A 17,092-nucleotide genomic window follows, 5' to 3' on the forward strand; every position below is an offset into this window, starting at 1 on the left:
CCTCCTGTGTCACGAAGCGGAATGGAGCATGGGTTCGTAGAGGTCCACCGGCTGTTCGCGTCCCTTGACGTGGAACTGGCCGCGGTGGACGAAGCGGAAGCGGCCGGTCTCGCCGCAGGCGGCGCGCGTCGCGTCCGAGACCAGCACCCGCGCCACGCCCTTGGTGGTGCCCTCGATGCGGCTGGCCAGGTTCACGGTGTCGCCGATGGCGGTGTATTCCATGCGCGAATCGCTGCCCAGGAATCCGACCACGGCCGGCCCGGTATGCACGCCGATGCCGACGTCGAAGTCGCCCAGGCCCTCGCCGCGGGCGGCGAGGTCGCGCTTGAAGGCGTCCAGCGCCAGCGTCATCTCGACCGCCGCGGCCACCGCCTGTTCGGCGTGTCCGGGCGTGTCGGTGGGCGCGTTCCAGAACGCCATGATGGCGTCGCCGATGAACTTGTCTAGCGTGCCGCCGTTGCGGAAGATCACGTCCACCTGGCGGGTGAAGTAGCGGTTGAGCAGGTCCACCACCGCCTCGGGCGTGCGCGTTTCCGACAGGGTGGTGAAGCCGCGGATGTCGGAGAACAGGATCGAGATCTGGCGCGCCTCGGGCTTGCGCTCGCGGCTCAGTTCGCCGGTCTCGACCAGGCCCTCGACCACGCGCGGGTCCAGGAAGCGGCCGAATATGCCGATGGTCGCCTCGCGCTCGCGCCGTTCCTGCCGGTGCGCCTCGATCGTCAGCAGGCCGAAACCGAGCCAGGCCAGCATCAGCGCCCCGCCGACCGGCGCATGCAGCTGGTAGCCGTAGGCGCCATAGGCGCCGGCCAGGCAGGCCAGGCTGACCGCGGCCAGCCACAGGCCGATCACCAGCGGGCTGCGCTTGCGGCGCAGGAATCCGGCGACCAGGCCCGCCGCCAGCAGGGCCGCCAGCGGCCAGCGCAGGGGCAGGTCGCGCAGCCAGTCGCCGGCGCGCAGGTTGGCGATGGCGGTCGTGATCACGTACACGCCGGGCGTCAGTTTGCCCAGCGGCGTCGGCCGCATGTCGTTCAGGCCCGGCGCGGTGGCGCCGACGATGAGGATGCTGTCGGCCAGCGTCGGCGCGATCTTCGGCTCGCGCTGGCCCAGGTCGTCGAGCAGGTCGCTGAAGGAGATCGTGCGGGGCGCGGCGCCGAACCAGTTCAGGCGGATCCGCGGGTCCGGCGGCAGCGCGGCGCCCCCGGCGCGGGCGATGCTGGCGCCCATGTAAGGCAGGCGCCAGCCGCCGGTCTCGGCGAACAGCCGGTAGTGGCGGCCGCTGCCGTCGGCATCGGCCTCGAAGTTGATCAGGCCGCCCTGCCAGCTCTCTGGCGCCAGCACCTGCGGCAGCAGCAGTGGTGCGCCGGCGCCCGGCGCAGCGTTCGCGCCGCGTTCGGCGCCGAAGCGCGGCGGCAGCTGGTCCAGCGGGAAGGCGTTGCCGTCGGGCATTCGGAGGGAAGCGAAAAAAAGGTTGTCCTGGCCCTTGACGATCTCGCGGAACACCGCGTCGCTGTCGGGGCGGAAGGCGTCTGATTCGTTGAACATAACGTCGAAGGCGACGGCTTTCGGCCGCCAGCGCGCCAGGCCGTCGAGCAGCTCGCCGTGGATCGCGCGCGGCCATGGCCACGAGCCCGCGATCTCGTTCAGGTCCTCTAGGCTCTTCTGGTCGATGGCCACCAGCACGATGTCGGCCGGCGGCGTGCGCGACTGCGCGTGGCGGGACAGCATGCGGTCGGCGAGCGCATCGTCGGCGCGGTCGAGCAGGCCGGAGAAGTGCAGGGCCAGCGCCGCCAGCAGCAGGGCGAGCAGGGGCAGTCGCAGGGGCGTGCGTGGCGATCTGGGCATGCGGCCGATGCTGTGGTCGGGTTCCTGACGGAGTCTAGCGGTTTGCCAGGCCGGGGCGGTTTCCGATAGCGTCCGGGCGATGAATACGTCTGCTCCTGCCCGAGTCCTGATCCACGGCGCCAGCGGCCGCATGGGGCGCGCCCTGCTGCGCCTGGCCGCCGAACGCGGCGACCTGGTCGTGGTGGCCGCAGTCAGCGCGCGCGGCGCGGCGCTGGCCGAAGCCGGCGCCGTTCCGGTGCTTCCCGCCAGCCGGCTGGCCGAGGTGCCGGCCTTCGACGTCGCGGTGGACTTCAGCCTTCCCGAAGCCTTCGACCCGCTGCTGGCCCTGTGCCGCGAGCGCGGAGCGGCCCTGGTGAGCGGCACCACCGGCCTGTCCGGCGGCCAGTATTCGGCCCTCGATGCCGCCGCGGCCCGGATCGCCGTGCTCTGGGCGCCGAACTTCAGCCTGGGCGTCGCCGTGCTGACCGAGCTGGTTCGCCAGGCGGCGGCGGCGCTGCCGGGCTGGGACGCCGACATCGTCGAGGCCCACCACATCCACAAGAAGGACGCGCCCTCGGGCACGGCCCTGCACCTGGGTGCAGCCGTCGAGGCCGGCCGGGGCAGGGCGCCGCACTACGCCAGCCTGCGTACCGGCGACATCGTCGGTGAACACACGGTGCAGCTGGCCGGCCCCGGCGAGCGCCTGGAGCTGGTGCACCGGGCCACGAACCGGGACATTTTCGCCCGTGGTGCGCTGGAAGCCGCGCTGCGCATGGCCGGGCGCGGGCCGGGGCGGGTCGGCCTGGGTGCGCTGCTGCTGGGCGGATCCGCGCGCTGAGGCCGGATTTCTCCGCCGCGTTTCCCTTTTGCCCCCCGTGCCGCTAAAATTCCGGCTCGCCTGAACCCCCTCCCGTACGGACACGGTTTCGACCTGTCCGCGGGTGCTCGCACACCCAGCGAACCGGGTTCCCCCATAGCAAGGCGATTCTCCGTGACCCAACCCGCAATCCTCGCGCTCGAAGACGGCACCGTGTTCGAGGGCGTTTCCGTCGGCGCGCCCGGAACGAGCGTCGGCGAGGTGGTGTTCAACACCGCCATGACCGGCTACCAGGAGGTCCTGACCGACCCGTCCTACGCCCGCCAGATGGTCACCCTGACCTATCCGCACATCGGCAATACCGGCATGACCGCCCAGGACGACGAAGCCGAGCGCGTCTGGGCCGCCGGCCTGATCGTGCGCGACGTGCCGCGCCGCCCCAGCAACTGGCGCAGCCAGGTGGCCCTGCCGGAATGGCTGGCCGCGCGTGGCGTGGTCGCGATCGCCGGCATCGACACCCGCAAGCTCACCCGCCTGCTGCGCGACCGCGGCGCCCAGAACGGCTGCCTGGTGGCGGGCGAGGGCCTCGACGCCGAACACGCCATCGAGGCCGCGCGCAAGTTCCCGGGCCTCAAGGGCATGGACCTGGCCAAGGAAGTCTGCACGCGCGAGCGCTACAGCTGGACCGAGGGCGAGCTCGACCTGGACCGCAACCAGTTCCGCCGCGCCGACGCCCGTTTCCACGTCGTGGCCTACGACTTCGGCGTCAAGCGCAACATCCTGCGCATGCTGGCCGAACGCGGCTGCCGCATCACCGTGGTGCCGGCGCAGACCCCGGCCGCCCAGGTGCTGGCGGAAAAGCCCGACGGCGTGTTCCTGTCCAACGGCCCGGGCGACCCGGAGCCCTGCGACTACGCGATCGCCGCCATCCGCGAGTTCCTGGCGGCGAAGATCCCGGTGTTCGGCATCTGCCTGGGCCACCAGCTGCTCGGCCTGGCGGCCGGCGCGAAGACCCTGAAGATGAAGTTCGGCCACCACGGCGCCAACCACCCGGTGATCGACCTGGGCAGCAGGCGCGTGATGATCACCAGCCAGAACCACGGTTTTGCCGTGGACGAAACCACGCTGCCGGGCAACGTGCGGGTCACGCACCGTTCGCTGTTCGACGGTTCCAACCAGGGCATCGAGCTGGCCGATGCCCCCGCTTACAGCTTCCAGGGCCACCCGGAAGCCAGTCCGGGCCCGCACGACGTCTCGGGCCTGTTCGACAAGTTCATAACGATGATGTCTGAAAAAAACTGAAACCTTGGGGAAGGTAGACAATGAAGATGCTGCGCCGTTTTGCCCTTGCAATGAGCCTTGCCGTCACCGCGCCCGCCGCGGTGCAGGCGGTCGAAGTCCCGGTCGGTGATTTCTTCAAGGATCCCGAGTTCACCGACGTCTCGCTGTCGCCCAATGGCGACTTCATTACCGTATCCGTGCCCCAGGGCGACCGCACGCTGCTGGCCGCGTTCCGCGTGGCCGACATGAAGCTGGTGGGCAAGTGGGACTACGGCGCGAAGAAGCACATCGAAGGCGTTCGCTGGGTCAACGATGAGCGCTTCTTCATGTACGTGACCGAAAAGGTCGGCCGATTCGACCGGCGCGTCGGCAATGCCGACGTCTACGCCAGCAACGTTGACGGCACGCAGCGTGCGGACATCCCCAACGGAGGCACCTACCAGATCGTCGACAGCACCTGGGACGATCCCAAGACGATCATCGTGTCGCGCTCCTGGGATTCCGCGGTGCTTTCGCGCCTGAATGTCTACGACGGCGGCGTGCGCACGATCGCAACCGCCCCGATCCACCAGGGCAGCTTCGTGCTCGACCACGAGCTGAACGTGCGATTCGCCGTGGGCACCGACGAGAAGAACCAGAACATCACCCTGCGCCGCGTCGGCGACCGCTGGGAGCCGGTGGCCAAATCCGAGATGGGCGGCGCGATGCGCTGGCCCATGGGCTTCGACCGCGAGAACAAGCGGGTCCTGTTCGCCATCAGCGACAAGGGCGAACCCTCGCGACTGGTGCTCACCAATCCCGAAGGCGGCGAAGAGACCCGCCTGGCCTGGAACGAGAACGTCGATCCGATCGACTACCTCACCAGCAGCGACGAGCGCGACCTGCTGGCCGTCGAATACATGGACGGCACGCCGGGTTACACCTTCGTCAACAAGGACCATCCGGAGTCCAAGGTCTACGCTGGCCTGATCAACGCGTTCCCGGACCACGCGGTGCGTTTCGACGGCATCAGCCGCAATGGCCAGTACATCCTCATCCGCGCCTACAGCGACGTGGATCCGGGCTCCTACTACCTGTTCGACCGCCAGACCGGCCAGGCGAAGTTCCTGCTGTCGGCGATGGAGTGGATCAAGCCGGAGCAGATGTCGCCGATGGACCCGATCGTGGTCACGGCGCGCGACGGCACCGAGCTGCACGGCTACCTGACGGTTCCGAAGTACAGCGACGGCAAGAACCTGCCGCTGATCCTGCACCCGCACGGCGGCCCCCACGGCCCGCGCGACGAGTGGGGCTTCAACCCGGAAGTGCAGTTCCTGGCCAACCGCGGGTTCGCGGTGCTGCAGATCAACTTCCGCGGTTCGGGCGGCTACGGCAGCGCGTTCGAAAGCGCCGGCTACCGCAAGTGGGGCACGGCCATGATCGACGACATGACCGATGCGGTTAAGTGGGTCGTGGACCAGGGCATCGCCGATTCCAACCGCATCTGCACCTACGGCGCCTCCTACGGCGGTTACGCTGCCGTGCAGAGCGTGGTCCGCGAACCGGACCGCTACCGTTGCGCCATCGGTTACGTCGGCCTGTACAACATGTCGCTCTGGATGAAGGACAGCGACGTCGCCGACCGCGAGAGCGACAGCGGCCGCAACTACCAGGTCCGGGTCTTCCCCGAGGACGAGGCTGGTCGCCAGGCACAGTCGCCGGCATTCAACGTGGACAAGATCCGCGTGCCGCTGATGCTGGTGCATGGCGCCAAGGACCCGCGCGTGCCGATCTCGCAGTACGACTTCCTGATGAAGAAGCTCGAGGAAGCCGGCAAGCCGCCGGAAGTCACCATCGTCGAGGACAAGGAAGGCCACGGTTTCTACGACTACCAGAACCAGGTCGACCTCTACACCGCGATGGAGAAGTTCCTCGACAAGTACATCGGCACGCCCAAGCCGGCGACCGGCGCACCCTGAGGCCCACGCCATGACCCTTCGCGTATTCCGCAAGCTCTGCCTCGCCGCCAGCCTCGTGCTGGCGGCGGGTCCGGTCCTCGCCGAGACCGCGCAGACCCACGAACAGCGCATCGACCGGCTGACCGACTCGATGGTGGTGCTGATGCCGTTCGGCACCATCTTCGAAAGCGTCGCCGCGGCCGATCCGAGCTGGCCGGCCATGGAAAGAGCCGACGAGATCAGCGCCAGGCAGCTGGTCTGCCTGCGCGGCGAGCTCTCCACCGAGGGCTACCGGCGGTACGCCCGCGGCATGGTGCAGGTTTACGCCGACGCCAACCCCGGGCGCCTGGACAGCGACATCGCCCTGGTCGAGAGCGGCGTGGCGGAGATGTTCGGCAAGCTCGTCCTGGCCGGTGCGGAGGGCGAGCGCACGGGCGTGCAGGCCGACCCCGAACAGCTGCTGGCCGGGTACGCGCCCGAGCAGCTCGAGGCCTTCATGACCTTCTTCAGCGCCGAAGAGCACGCCGGCCTGCGCGAGCTTGCGGGCCTGGGCAACCAGCTCAACACCGCCAAGTCGGCCGAGGAGAACGAGGCGGCCGGCGAGCAGCTCGGTTCCGCGCTGGCCGGCAAGCTGATGGCGCGTGCGATGGATACCTGCGGCGTCAAGCTGCCTTGAGCACCGGCCACCCCGCCCAACCGAACGGAATGCACTGAATGGCCAGCAAGACCGGATCACGAGGGAAGCGCGGCGGGTCTTCGATCGGCCCGGCGATCTTCTGGGTCTTCACGCGGCTGGTCCTGCCGCTCGGGCTCATCTACGCCGTGCTGTGGTGGCGTACGGGCGTGGCGATCGACCGCCAGCTCGACAGCCTGCGGCCCTTCATGGACATCCGCCGCGGCGGCACCGTGCTGGGCCTCAACGGCGATGTCGGCATCCGCAAGCTGGTGATCCAGCCCCAGGCCGGGTCGCCGATGCCGGCGATCCGGGTCACCGCCGACCGCGCCGTGCTGCGTACGCCGGGCATCTTCTGGGTGCTGCGCAGCGCCATCTTCGGCGTGCCGGACGAGATCCCTTCGCGCTTCGGCTTCAGCCTTTCGGGTGCCGGCGTCGACGGTCCGCCGGAGGCGCTGGAAGCCGCGATGCTGGGTGGGCACGTGATGTTCCCGTTCGAGCTCGCCGGCTGCGAGCCGGGCCTGACGCTCGAGGTCGCCAACGCGCTGGGCCTGCGCGATGCCGAGGGCAACTTCGCCCTCACCATGGAATACGGCGGCGCCGACCACCTGCGCCTGCGCATCGAATCGGAGACGCCGGGCCAGGCCACGCTAAGCGGCGACATCAACCTCAGCCTGGGCCCGGCCGGCAATCCCTCCATGCGCCTGCTGACCGCCGGCTTCGAATCGCTGAACATCCTGATCCAGGACCAGGGATTCGGCGGCCGCCGCAACGCCTACTGCGCGCGCAAGCTCGGCATCTCGCCGCAGGAATTCGTCGCCCGGCACGTCGAGGCGGTGCGCGCGGGCTTCGCGGCCGACGGGCTGGTGCCCGGTGCGGCGATGGACCAGGCTTATACCGGCTTCGTGCGCGACGGCGGAAAGCTGACGATCCTGGCGCGACCGCTGCGCCCGGGCCCGCTGGCCCAGCTGCAGGAGGTCGGTCTCGACGGTCTCGGCCTGTTCGTGGATGCGACGGTGAAGCACAACGACGATTTCACGGCGCCGCTGGTCTTCCTGCCCGCCGACCAGTTCGCCTCGACATCGCCCGCCGCGGCCACGGGTGCGCAGGATGCGGCCGCGGTGCCGGCTGTCGCCGCCGCGGAAGCCCCGGCCGCGCCTGCCGATGCGACCGCCGACGAAGCGCCGGCCCCCGGTACGGAGATCGCCTACGACGACCTGCCCGCGCACCTGGGCGCGGCGGTCGAGGTCAGCACCAGCCTTGGCACCGTGCGCCGCGGCGTGCTCACCGGTGCCAGCTCGATCAGCATCGTCATCAAGCTGGCCCCCGAAGAGGGCGGCTTCCCGCTCTCGATGCCCAAGTACAACATCGTCAAGGTCCGCCTGGCGCCGCCCCTCACCGAAACACCGGAAACGCAAGAAAATGCCCAAGCGCAGTGACATCAAGAGCATCCTGATCATCGGCGCCGGCCCGATCGTCATCGGTCAGGCCTGCGAGTTCGATTACTCCGGCGCCCAGGCCTGCAAGGCCCTGCGCGACGAGGGTTACAGGGTGATCCTGGTGAACTCCAACCCCGCGACGATCATGACCGACCCGGACATGGCCGACGCGGTCTACATTGAGCCGATCAACCCGGCCACGGTCGAGCGCATCATCGCCAAGGAAAAGCCCGACGCGCTGCTGCCGACGATGGGCGGCCAGACCGCGCTCAACTGCGCGCTCGACCTCGCCGACGCCGGCGTGCTGGAAAAACACGGCGTCGAGCTGATCGGCGCCTCGCGCGAGGCCATCCGCATGGCCGAGGACCGCGAACTTTTCCGCGTCGCCATGCGCGAGATCGGCCTGGAGTGCCCGAAGGCCGAGGTCGCGCGTTCGCTCGACGAAGCCATCCGCATCCAGGCGACGGTCGGCTACCCGACGATCATCCGTCCGTCCTTCACCCTGGGCGGCAGCGGCGGCGGCATCGCCTACAACCGCGAGGAGCTGGTCGAGATCGTCACCCGCGGCCTCGAGCTCTCGCCCACGCACGAAGTGCTGGTGGAAGAGTCGGTGCTGGGCTGGAAGGAGTTCGAGATGGAGGTGGTGCGCGACACCGCCGACAACTGCATCATCGTCTGCTCGATCGAGAACCTCGACCCGATGGGCGTGCACACCGGCGACAGCATCACCGTCGCCCCGGCGCAGACACTCACCGACAAGGAATACCAGCGCCTGCGCGACGCCTCGATCGCCGTGCTGCGCAAGATCGGCGTGGATACCGGCGGCAGCAACGTCCAGTTCGGCATCAATGCCAACGACGGCCGCGTGGTCGTGATCGAGATGAACCCGCGCGTGTCGCGCTCCTCGGCCCTGGCCTCCAAGGCCACCGGCTTCCCGATCGCCAAGATCGCCGCCAAGCTCGCCGTCGGCTACACGCTCGACGAGCTGCGCAACGACATCACCGGTGGCGCCACCCCGGCCTCGTTCGAGCCGACGATCGATTACGTCGTCACCAAGATCCCGCGTTTCGCCTTCGAGAAATTCCCGGCCGCCGACGCCCGCCTGACCACCCAGATGAAGTCGGTGGGTGAGGTGATGGCGATCGGCCGGACCTTCCAGGAGTCCATGCAGAAAGCCCTGCGCGGCCTGGAGACCGGCAAGGTCGGCTTCGATCCGACCGGCGCGGCCGGGCAGGGCGACGAGGGCCTGCTGCGCATCAAGCGCGAGTTGAAGGAGCCGGGCCCCGAGCGCCTGTTCCAGGTGGCCGAGGCTTTCCGCGCCGGCCTCAGCGTCGAGGACGTATATGGCCTGAGCTTCATCGACCCCTGGTTCCTCGACCAGATCGAGGAAATCATCGCCGCCGAGAAGGACGTCGCCGCCGTCGGCCTGGCTGGCCTGGATGGCAAGCGCCTGCGCGAGCTCAAGCGCCAGGGTTTCTCCGACGCACGCCTCGCCCAGCTCACCGGCACCGACGAATCGGCGATCCGCGCCCTGCGCCGGGCCTTCGGCGTGCGCCCCGTATACAAGCGCGTGGACAGCTGCGCCGCCGAGTTCGCCACCTCCACCGCCTATCTGTACTCGACCTACGAGGACGAGTGCGAGGCCAATCCCAGCGATCGCGAGAAGATCATCGTGCTCGGCGGTGGCCCCAACCGCATCGGCCAGGGCATCGAATTCGACTACTGCTGCGTGCACGCTTCGCTGGCGCTGCGGGAAGATGGTTACGAAACCATCATGGTCAACTGCAACCCGGAAACGGTCTCGACCGACTACGACACCTCCGACCGCCTGTACTTCGAGCCGGTGACGCTGGAGGACGTGCTGGAGATCGTCGACGTCGAAAAGCCCAAGGGCGTGATCGTGCAGTACGGCGGCCAGACGCCGCTGAAGCTGTCGCGCGCGCTCGAGGCCGCCGGCGTGCCGATCATCGGCACCTCGCCCGACTCGATCGACCTGGCCGAAGACCGCGAGCGTTTCCAGAAGCTGGTCGAGCAGCTGGGACTGATCCAGCCGCCCAACCGCACCGCCCGCAACGCCGAGCAGGCGATCGCCCTGGCCAACCAGATCGGCTACCCGCTGGTCGTGCGCCCCAGCTACGTGCTCGGCGGACGCGCCATGGAAGTGGTGTATTCCGACGCCGACCTCTCGCGCTACATCCGCGAGGCGGTGCAGGTCTCGAACGACTCGCCGGTGCTGCTGGACCGTTTCCTCGACAACGCGGTCGAGGTGGACGTGGACGTGATCGCCGACAGGGACGGCAAGGTGCTGATCGGCGGCATCATGGAACACATCGAGGAAGCCGGCGTGCATTCCGGCGACTCGTCCTGCTCGCTGCCGCCGTACTCGCTTTCGGCCGCGACCCAGGACAAGCTGCGCGTGCAGGTGGCCCAACTGGCCAAGGCCCTGAAGGTGGTCGGCCTGATGAACACCCAGTTCGCCATCACCACCGAAGCCGACGGCAGCGAGATCATCTACCTGCTGGAAGTGAACCCGCGCGCCTCGCGCACCGTGCCCTTCGTCTCCAAGGCCATCGGCATCCCGCTGGCCAAGATCGCCGCGCGCTGCATGGCCGGCAAGACGCTGGCCGAGCAGGGCGCCACGAAGGAAATCGTGCCGGACTACTTCTCGGTGAAGGAAGCCATCTTCCCGTTCGCCAAGTTCCAGGGCGTCGACCCGATCCTCGGCCCGGAAATGCGCTCCACCGGCGAAGTCATGGGCGTGGGCCGCACCTTCGCCGAGGCCTTCGGCCGCGCCGAGGAAGCCGCCAACATCAAGGCGCCGGTGCCGGGCAAGGCCTTCGTCTCGGTGCGCGATCCGGACAAGCGGCGGCTGCTGCCGGTTGCCAATGACCTGATCGAGCGCGGTTATTCGCTGGTCGCCACCGAAGGCACGGCGAAGTTCCTGCAGGAGCAGGGCATCGCCTGCGAGCGCATCAACAAGGTGATCGAGGGCCGGCCGCACATCGTCGACCTGATCAAGAACGGCGAGATCTGCTACATCGTCAACACCACCGAGGGCAAGCAGGCGATCGCCGACTCGTTCTCGATCCGGCGCGAGGCGCTGCAGCACCGCGTCACCTATTCGACCACGATCCCGGGCGCACGCGCCCTGATCCGCGCGACCGACACCCGCGGCAATCCCCGCGTCTGGTCGCTGCAGGAACTGCACAAGGAGCTTCACGGATGAGAGCCCCGCTGACCGTCAAGGGCGCCGCGCGCCTGCGCGAGGAACTGGAAAACCTGAAGTCGGTGAAGCGCCCGGCGGTGATCAACGCCATCGCCGAAGCCCGCGCCCATGGCGACCTGAAGGAAAACGCCGAGTACCATGCCGCGCGCGAGCAGCAGGGGTTCATCGAGGGCCGCATCCAGGAGCTGGAGTACGTGCTCTCGCACGCCCAGCTGATCGACGTCGCCAACCTCAACGCCGGCACCCGGGTGGTGTTCGGCGCGATCGTCGAGCTGGCCGACTGCGATACCGGCGACGAAGTGACCTACCAGGTCGTCGGCGACCTCGAGGCCGACATCAAGCAGGGCCTGATCTCGATCTCCTCGCCGTTGGCCCGCGCCCTGATCGGCAAGCACGAGGGCGACACCGTCACCATCCAGGCGCCTGCCGGCGCCCGCGACTACGACATCGTCGCCGTCCGCTACGAAGGCTGAGCGCGGCCCGATGGCGACCCCTGCCGCCGCGCCCGCGTTGACCCTGCTGCTGCCCGAACGCCGGCGCTACGCCGGCCAGCCGCTGTCGCCCCCCGTCGCGCGGGCGCTGGCGCGCGCCGATGTCCTTCCGGCGGGCGAGGCGGGCGAGCGGGCCCAGCTGCTGCGCCATTTCGACCTGCTGCCGCGCGGCTGGCCGATGGCCGCCATCACCCGTTCGCTCGACGCGGACGACGCCCACCTGCACACCTGGCTGCGCGCCGACCCCGCGCACGTGCGGCCCGACATGACTGGCGCCCGCGTGCTCGCGATCGGTGAGCTGGGCCTGAGCGCGGAAGAGGCGAACGCGCTGGTCGCGCCGCTGCGCTCGCTGTTCGGCGACGCCGGCTTCCCGATCTCGGCGCCGCAGCCGTCGCGCTGGTACCTGGCGCTGCCGCGCGAGGCGAAGCTTCCCGAGTTCTCGCCGCCGGAAGCGGTGCTGGGCGACGACCTCTTCAGCCATCTGCCCGATGGGCCCGAGGGACGGCGCTGGCGCGCCCTGCTCAACGAGGCGCAGATCCTGCTGCACAACCACCCGGTGAACGCGGCGCGCGCCGCCGCCGGGCGAATCACCGCCAACAGCCTGTGCTTCTGGGGCGCGGGGCGCCTTCCCGACCGGGTGCGGTGCGCGGTTCCGCAGGTGGTCTCGGCCGATCCGGGCGTGATGGCGCTGGCCAGGCTCGCGGGCGCCAACCCCGATTCCTCGCGCCACGAACTGCTGCTGGACCTGCGGTCCGAACGCGACTGGACCGTGGTTGAAAAGGCCCTGCTCGAAACCCTGGCCGGGACGCTGGGCGGCGTGCAGCTGGATTTCGCCGACGGCACGCGCTTGGCGCTCGAATCCCGGCAGCGCTTCCGGTTCTGGCGCCGACCGCTGGCGAAGCTGGCGTGACGCCGGCGCCGATCCGGATCCGCCGGCGCGAGGTCCCCGCCCACGGGCCCTGGCCCGACACGGTGTCGCCGGTGCTGCAGCGCATCTACGCCGCTCGCGGTGTCACCACGCCGGACCAGGGCGAGCTGCGGTTGGCGCGCCTGCTCCCGCCCGAGGCCCTGGGCCGCGTCGACGCCGCCACGGCCCTGCTGGCCGAGGCCATCGCGCACGACCGCCACATCCTGGTGGTCGGCGACTTCGACTGCGACGGTGCCACCGGTACCGCCGTTGCCGTGCGCGGGCTCCGCCTGCTCGGTGCGCGCCGCGTCGGCTACCAGGTGCCGCACCGCGTGACCCATGGTTACGGCCTGTCGCCGGCCCTGGTCGAGGACCTGGTGGCGATGGCGCCCGACCTCGTGCTCACCGTCGACAGCGGCATCGCCTGCCACACTGGCATCGCCGCCGCCAAGGCGCGCGGCTGGCAGGTGCTGGTCACCGACCACCACCTGCCGGGCGAACAACTGCCCCCGGCGGATGCGATCGTCAATCCCAACCTCGCCGGCGATCCGTTCCCGAGCAAAGCGCTGGCCGGCGTCGGCGTCGTGTTCTACCTGCTGCTGGCGCTGCGCCGCCGCCTGCGCGACGCGGGCGCCTTCGCCGGCGCCGGACCCGACCTGGCATCCTTGCTCGACCTGGTCGCGGTCGGCACCGTCGCCGACCTGGTGCCGCTGGACTTCAACAACCGGCTGCTCGTGTCGGCCGGCCTGCGCCGCATCCGCCAGGGCCAGTGCCAGCCCGGCCTGCGCGCCCTGGCCGAACTCGCGGGCAAGGACCTGGCCACGCTGAGCGCGGGCGACATCGGCTATGGCCTTGCGCCTAGGCTCAATGCCGCCGGCCGGCTCGAGGACATGGCGCTGGGCATCGAATGCCTGCTCTGCGACGACCCAACGCGCGCGCGGGAGCTGGCGACCGTGCTCGACCGCATCAATGCCGAACGCCGCGACATGCAGCAGCAGATGGTGGACGCCGCTGAAGCCCTGGTGGCGGCGCTGCCGCCGACGGCGGGCGAGCGGCCGGTGGTCTACTGCCTGCGCGACGCCGACTGGCATCCGGGCGTGGTCGGCCTGGTGGCGTCCAAGCTCAAGGAGCGCATGCACCGGCCGGTGCTGGCCTTCGCGCCGGCCGAACCGGGCAGCGACCAGCTCAAGGGCTCGGCGCGCTCGATCCCGGGCCTGCACATCCGCGACGCACTGGCGGCGGTGGACGCGAAACACCCGGGCTTGATCGAACGTTTCGGCGGCCACGCCATGGCCGCCGGCCTGAGCCTTGCGGCGGCCGATTTCGAGGCCTTCCGCGACGCGCTGGCTCGGCAGGTCGCCACGATGCTGTCGGCCGAACAGCTGCAGTCGGAGCTGCTGAGCGACGGCGAGCTGGCGCCCGCCGATTTCGGCCGCGGCCTGGCCGAACAGCTGCGCCTGGCCGGTCCCTGGGGCCAGGGTTTTCCCGAGCCGGTGTTCGACGGCGTGTTCACCGTGCTGCAGGCGCGGCCGCTGTCCGGCGGCCGCCACCTCAAGCTCAGCCTGCTGCCGGAGCAGGGCGGGGTGCCGCTGTCGGCGATCCACTTCGGCGGTGGCACCGACGCGCCGCTGCCGACGCGCATCCGCGTCGCCTATCAGCTCGAGCTCGACGACTGGAACGGACGGCGCGGCGTGCAGCTGCTGGTGAGGCACTGGCAGCCCGTCTGAACGCACGCCGCGCTTGTCAGTCCGAGCGCGCGTCTGCCACGCTCTGCGGCTTGCCCCCCACTGGAATGCATCCGTGACCCGAATCGTCCGTCGCTCGGCTGTTTTTTGCGCGTTTGTCCTCTCGTTTTCCCTCGCCGGCTGCGAGCGGACCGGCGCTCCGTCCGCGGACGACGGCCAGCGTCTGGCACTCGACAAGCCCGCCACCGGCGAGATCACCTCGGGCAATCGCCTGAACTACAGCGACGGCACGCGCACCGCCACCTTCCGCCTCGACCTGGAGCCGGGCGACGCCGTCGCCATCGAAGCCGGCGCCGCCTTCTGCGGTCGCCTGACCCTGTATTCGCTGGACGCCGACGGCCGCCAGGTGCTGCAGGGCCCCGCCACCGACGGCGATTGCGTTGAGAAGGACGGCCGCCTGGTGCAGATGCGTTCGAGTGTCAGCCCCGAGGGCGGCCGCTACCTGCTGGCCTTCAGCGGCCGGGAGCCGGGCGACTTCGGTCCCTACCGCGTGTCGATGTCGCCGCTCAAGCTCGATGGCGATCGGGACCTGGTCGCCGGCGACGAGGTCGCCGGGCTGTGGTCGGCCGAAAAGACCGTGGCGCTGAAGATCGCCGAGGCCGGGCAGTACCAGATCGACCTGCGCTCCGCCGAGTTCGACCCGACCCTCAAGCTCGAAGGCCAGGGCGTGTCGCGCGAGAACGACGACGACGGCGAGAGCACCGACGCCCGCCTGACCGCCTACCTGCAGCCGGGCGACTACCGCCTGACCCTGGGCCGGGTCGGCAGCAACGGCGGCGTGTACCGGCTGTCGATATTGAAGAAGGACAGCGCAGTGGCGCCGGGCCTGGAACTGCAGAACGGCGGTGAACTGCCGACCGGCCGGGACGTCACCGGCATGCTCCAGGGCGAACCGGCCAGCTACCAGTTGGTGCTCGCCCAGCGCGCACGGGTGGCGCTGGCTCTGGAAAGCGACGACTTCGATACCCGCCTCGACCTGGCCGGGGACGGCGTGCGGCTGAGCGATGACGACAGCGGCGAAGACACCGATTCGCGCCTGGTGACCCTGTTGGAGCCCGGCACCTACACCGTCACCGCCTTCGACCTGGGCGAAGAGAACGCCGGCCTGTTCACTCTGTCGGCCACCGTCACGCCCGCGTCCGACGCGATGCCGGCGCTGGTGCCGGGCGTTCAGCAGCCGGGCTCGCTCGCGGTCGGCGAACAGCGGCGCTATCGCCTGTCCGTGCCCGAATCGGCGAGCTATGTGCTGACCATGCGGTCCTCGGACTTCGACAGCGTGCTGCACCTGCTGCGCGATGGCGAGGTCATCGGCACCGACGACGACGGTGGCGACGACACCGACGCGCGCCTGGAAGTGGACCTGGAGCCCGGCGACTACGAGGTGGTCGCCATCACCTTCGGGGGCGACAGCGGCAGCTTCCGGATCCAGGCCGACATCCGCTGACGGCGTCGCCCGCCGCGGCGCCCGGCCCCTAGGTGGCGAGGCGCCCCGGCCGGGCGGCCCGGGCGCCGTTTCCCGACGTCCCCATCCCGCGTGGAGGCGTCCGCGGAGCAGGGAAGGCGCGGCCTTCTGGTATCATTCGCGGCCGATCCAAAGCCATTGCGGAACACCATGGAACTCAATCCCATCCGCCAGCGAATCGCCGACCTCAAGGGCCGGCTGGACTCGCTCAGGGGGTATCTTTGACTACGACCTCAAGGTTGAACGCCTCGAGGAAGTGAACCGGGAGCTCGAGAGCCCCGACGTCTGGAACAACGCCGAAAACGCCCAGGCCCTGGGCCGCGAGCGCGCCTCGCTGGAAAAGGTCGTGCACGGCATCCGCACCCTGACCGACAACCTGGTCGGCGGCGCCGAGCTCATCGACCTGGCCGAGATGGAGAACGACGAGGACACCGTCGCCTCCGTGGCCGAAGACGTCGAGAAGACCGCCAGGGAAGTCGAGCAGCTCGAGTTCCGCCGCATGTTCTCCGGCAAGATGGACGCCTGCAACGCCTTCGTCGACATCCAGGCCGGCGCCGGCGGCACCGAGGCGCAGGACTGGGCCGAGATCCTGCTGCGCATGTACCTGCGCTGGTGCGAGTCGCGTGGCTGGAAAACCGAGCTGATGGAAGTCAGCGGCGGCGACGTCGCCGGCATCAAGTCGGCCACTTTCCGGGTCGAAGGCGAATACGCCTACGGCTGGCTCAAGACCGAGACCGGCGTGCACCGCCTGGTGCGCAAGTCGCCGTTCGACTCCGACAACCGCCGGCACACCAGCTTCACGTCGCTGTTCGTGTCGCCGGAAGTCGACGACAACATCGACATCACGATCAACCCCGCCGACCTCAAGACCGACGTCTACCGTTCGTCCGGCGCCGGCGGCCAGCACGTGAACAAGACCGAGTCGGCGGTGCGCATCACCCACGTGCCCACCGGCATCGTGGTCGCCTGCCAGACCGGCCGCAGCCAGCACCAGAACCGCGACACCGCGATGAAGATGCTGGCCGCCAAGCTCTACGAACTCGAGATCCAGAAGCGCAACGCCGAACGCGACGCGGTCGAGGCCACCAAGTCCGACATCGGCTGGGGCAGCCAGATCCGCAACTACGTGCTCGACCAGAGCCGCATCAAGGACCTGCGCACGGGCATCGAGCGCAGCGACACGCAGAAGGTGCTGGACGGCGACCTGGATGAGTTCATCGAGGCCAGCCTCAAGGCCGGACTGCAGGTCGGCGCCAAGCGCTCCGACGCCTAACCACCGCATAACACGACGAC

At 69.6% G+C, this 17,092-nt stretch carries 12 protein-coding genes; 11 read left to right on the plus strand and 1 reads right to left on the minus strand.

Annotated features, from left to right (window positions below; translation table 11 throughout):
* Positions 1–9 precede the first annotated feature (9 nt).
* Positions 10–1,842, minus strand: a complete 1,833-nt coding sequence (locus tag E1B00_RS01855; RefSeq protein ID WP_176693083.1) for a CHASE2 domain-containing protein — start codon at positions 1,840–1,842, stop codon at positions 10–12.
* 79 nt (positions 1,843–1,921) lie between these two features.
* Here E1B00_RS01855 and dapB point away from each other — a divergent pair, with 79 nt between their 5' ends.
* The 11 genes from dapB to prfB all read left to right on the plus strand — a co-directional run bounded on the left by dapB (position 1,922) and on the right by prfB (position 17,072).
* The gene (gene dapB / locus E1B00_RS01860) at positions 1,922–2,659 is read left to right on the plus strand and encodes a 4-hydroxy-tetrahydrodipicolinate reductase (protein WP_139445051.1); all 738 of its coding nucleotides are present in this window, start codon (positions 1,922–1,924) and stop codon (positions 2,657–2,659) included.
* Positions 2,660–2,812: 153 nt separating this feature from the next.
* Positions 2,813–3,940 carry a glutamine-hydrolyzing carbamoyl-phosphate synthase small subunit gene (gene carA / locus E1B00_RS01865; protein ID WP_139445052.1) on the plus strand — a complete coding sequence of 376 codons (1,128 nt, stop codon included), beginning with the start codon at positions 2,813–2,815 and terminating at the stop codon, positions 3,938–3,940.
* A gap of 20 nt (positions 3,941–3,960) precedes the next feature.
* Positions 3,961–5,877: an alpha/beta hydrolase family protein gene (locus E1B00_RS01870; protein WP_139445055.1), complete on the plus strand. Its 1,917-nt coding sequence runs from the start codon at positions 3,961–3,963 to the stop codon at positions 5,875–5,877.
* 10 nt (positions 5,878–5,887) lie between these two features.
* Positions 5,888–6,532: a hypothetical protein gene (locus tag E1B00_RS01875; protein WP_139445056.1), complete on the plus strand. Its 645-nt coding sequence runs from the start codon at positions 5,888–5,890 to the stop codon at positions 6,530–6,532.
* A 38-nt stretch (positions 6,533–6,570) separates the two neighbouring features.
* On the plus strand, positions 6,571–7,968 hold the full coding sequence (locus E1B00_RS01880) for a hypothetical protein (protein WP_139445058.1): 1,398 nt from the start codon (positions 6,571–6,573) through the stop codon (positions 7,966–7,968).
* Entirely contained in the window at positions 7,952–11,194 is a 3,243-nt protein-coding gene (gene carB / locus E1B00_RS01885) for a carbamoyl-phosphate synthase large subunit (protein ID WP_139445060.1), read from the plus strand. Before E1B00_RS01880 ends, carB begins: the two co-directional genes overlap by 17 nt.
* Complete coding sequence (gene greA, locus E1B00_RS01890) at positions 11,191–11,667, plus strand: transcription elongation factor GreA (protein ID WP_139445062.1); 477 nt, start codon at positions 11,191–11,193, stop codon at positions 11,665–11,667. The genes carB and greA overlap by 4 nt, the downstream gene beginning before the upstream one ends.
* A gap of 10 nt (positions 11,668–11,677) precedes the next feature.
* Positions 11,678–12,595, plus strand: a complete 918-nt coding sequence (locus tag E1B00_RS01895) for a phosphoglycerate mutase (RefSeq protein WP_139445064.1) — start codon at positions 11,678–11,680, stop codon at positions 12,593–12,595.
* A complete protein-coding gene (gene recJ / locus E1B00_RS01900) occupies positions 12,592–14,319 on the plus strand; it encodes a single-stranded-DNA-specific exonuclease RecJ (RefSeq protein ID WP_139445065.1) in 1,728 nt (575 codons plus the stop codon). Before E1B00_RS01895 ends, recJ begins: the two co-directional genes overlap by 4 nt.
* 73 nt (positions 14,320–14,392) lie before the next feature.
* Positions 14,393–15,781 carry a hypothetical protein gene (locus E1B00_RS01905; RefSeq protein WP_139445067.1) on the plus strand — a complete coding sequence of 463 codons (1,389 nt, stop codon included), beginning with the start codon at positions 14,393–14,395 and terminating at the stop codon, positions 15,779–15,781.
* 168 nt (positions 15,782–15,949) lie between these two features.
* Positions 15,950–17,072 (plus strand): peptide chain release factor 2 gene (prfB, locus tag E1B00_RS01910; protein ID WP_139445069.1). Its coding sequence is split into 2 segments (ribosomal slippage): positions 15,950–16,021 and positions 16,023–17,072, totalling 1,122 coding nucleotides; the frame shifts between segments, so codons are not numbered across the junction.
* The last annotated feature ends 20 nt before the right edge of the window (positions 17,073–17,092 follow it).

This window comes from Arenimonas terrae (assembly GCF_006265115.1).
GTDB classification, from domain to species: domain Bacteria; phylum Pseudomonadota; class Gammaproteobacteria; order Xanthomonadales; family Xanthomonadaceae; genus Arenimonas; species Arenimonas terrae.

Bases quoted from the DNA above. Each gene is read 5' to 3' on its own strand.
- E1B00_RS01855 (WP_176693083.1), bottom strand. From the start codon at position 1,842: ATGCCCAGATCGCCACGCACGCCCCTGCGACTGCCCCTGCTCGCCCTG.
- dapB (WP_139445051.1), top strand. From the start codon at position 1,922: ATGAATACGTCTGCTCCTGCCCGAGTCCTGATCCACGGCGCCAGCGGC.
- E1B00_RS01870 (WP_139445055.1), top strand. From the start codon at position 3,961: ATGAAGATGCTGCGCCGTTTTGCCCTTGCAATGAGCCTTGCCGTCACC.
- E1B00_RS01875 (WP_139445056.1), top strand. From the start codon at position 5,888: ATGACCCTTCGCGTATTCCGCAAGCTCTGCCTCGCCGCCAGCCTCGTG.
- E1B00_RS01880 (WP_139445058.1), top strand. From the start codon at position 6,571: ATGGCCAGCAAGACCGGATCACGAGGGAAGCGCGGCGGGTCTTCGATC.
- carB (WP_139445060.1), top strand. From the start codon at position 7,952: ATGCCCAAGCGCAGTGACATCAAGAGCATCCTGATCATCGGCGCCGGC.
- greA (WP_139445062.1), top strand. From the start codon at position 11,191: ATGAGAGCCCCGCTGACCGTCAAGGGCGCCGCGCGCCTGCGCGAGGAA.
- E1B00_RS01895 (WP_139445064.1), top strand. From the start codon at position 11,678: ATGGCGACCCCTGCCGCCGCGCCCGCGTTGACCCTGCTGCTGCCCGAA.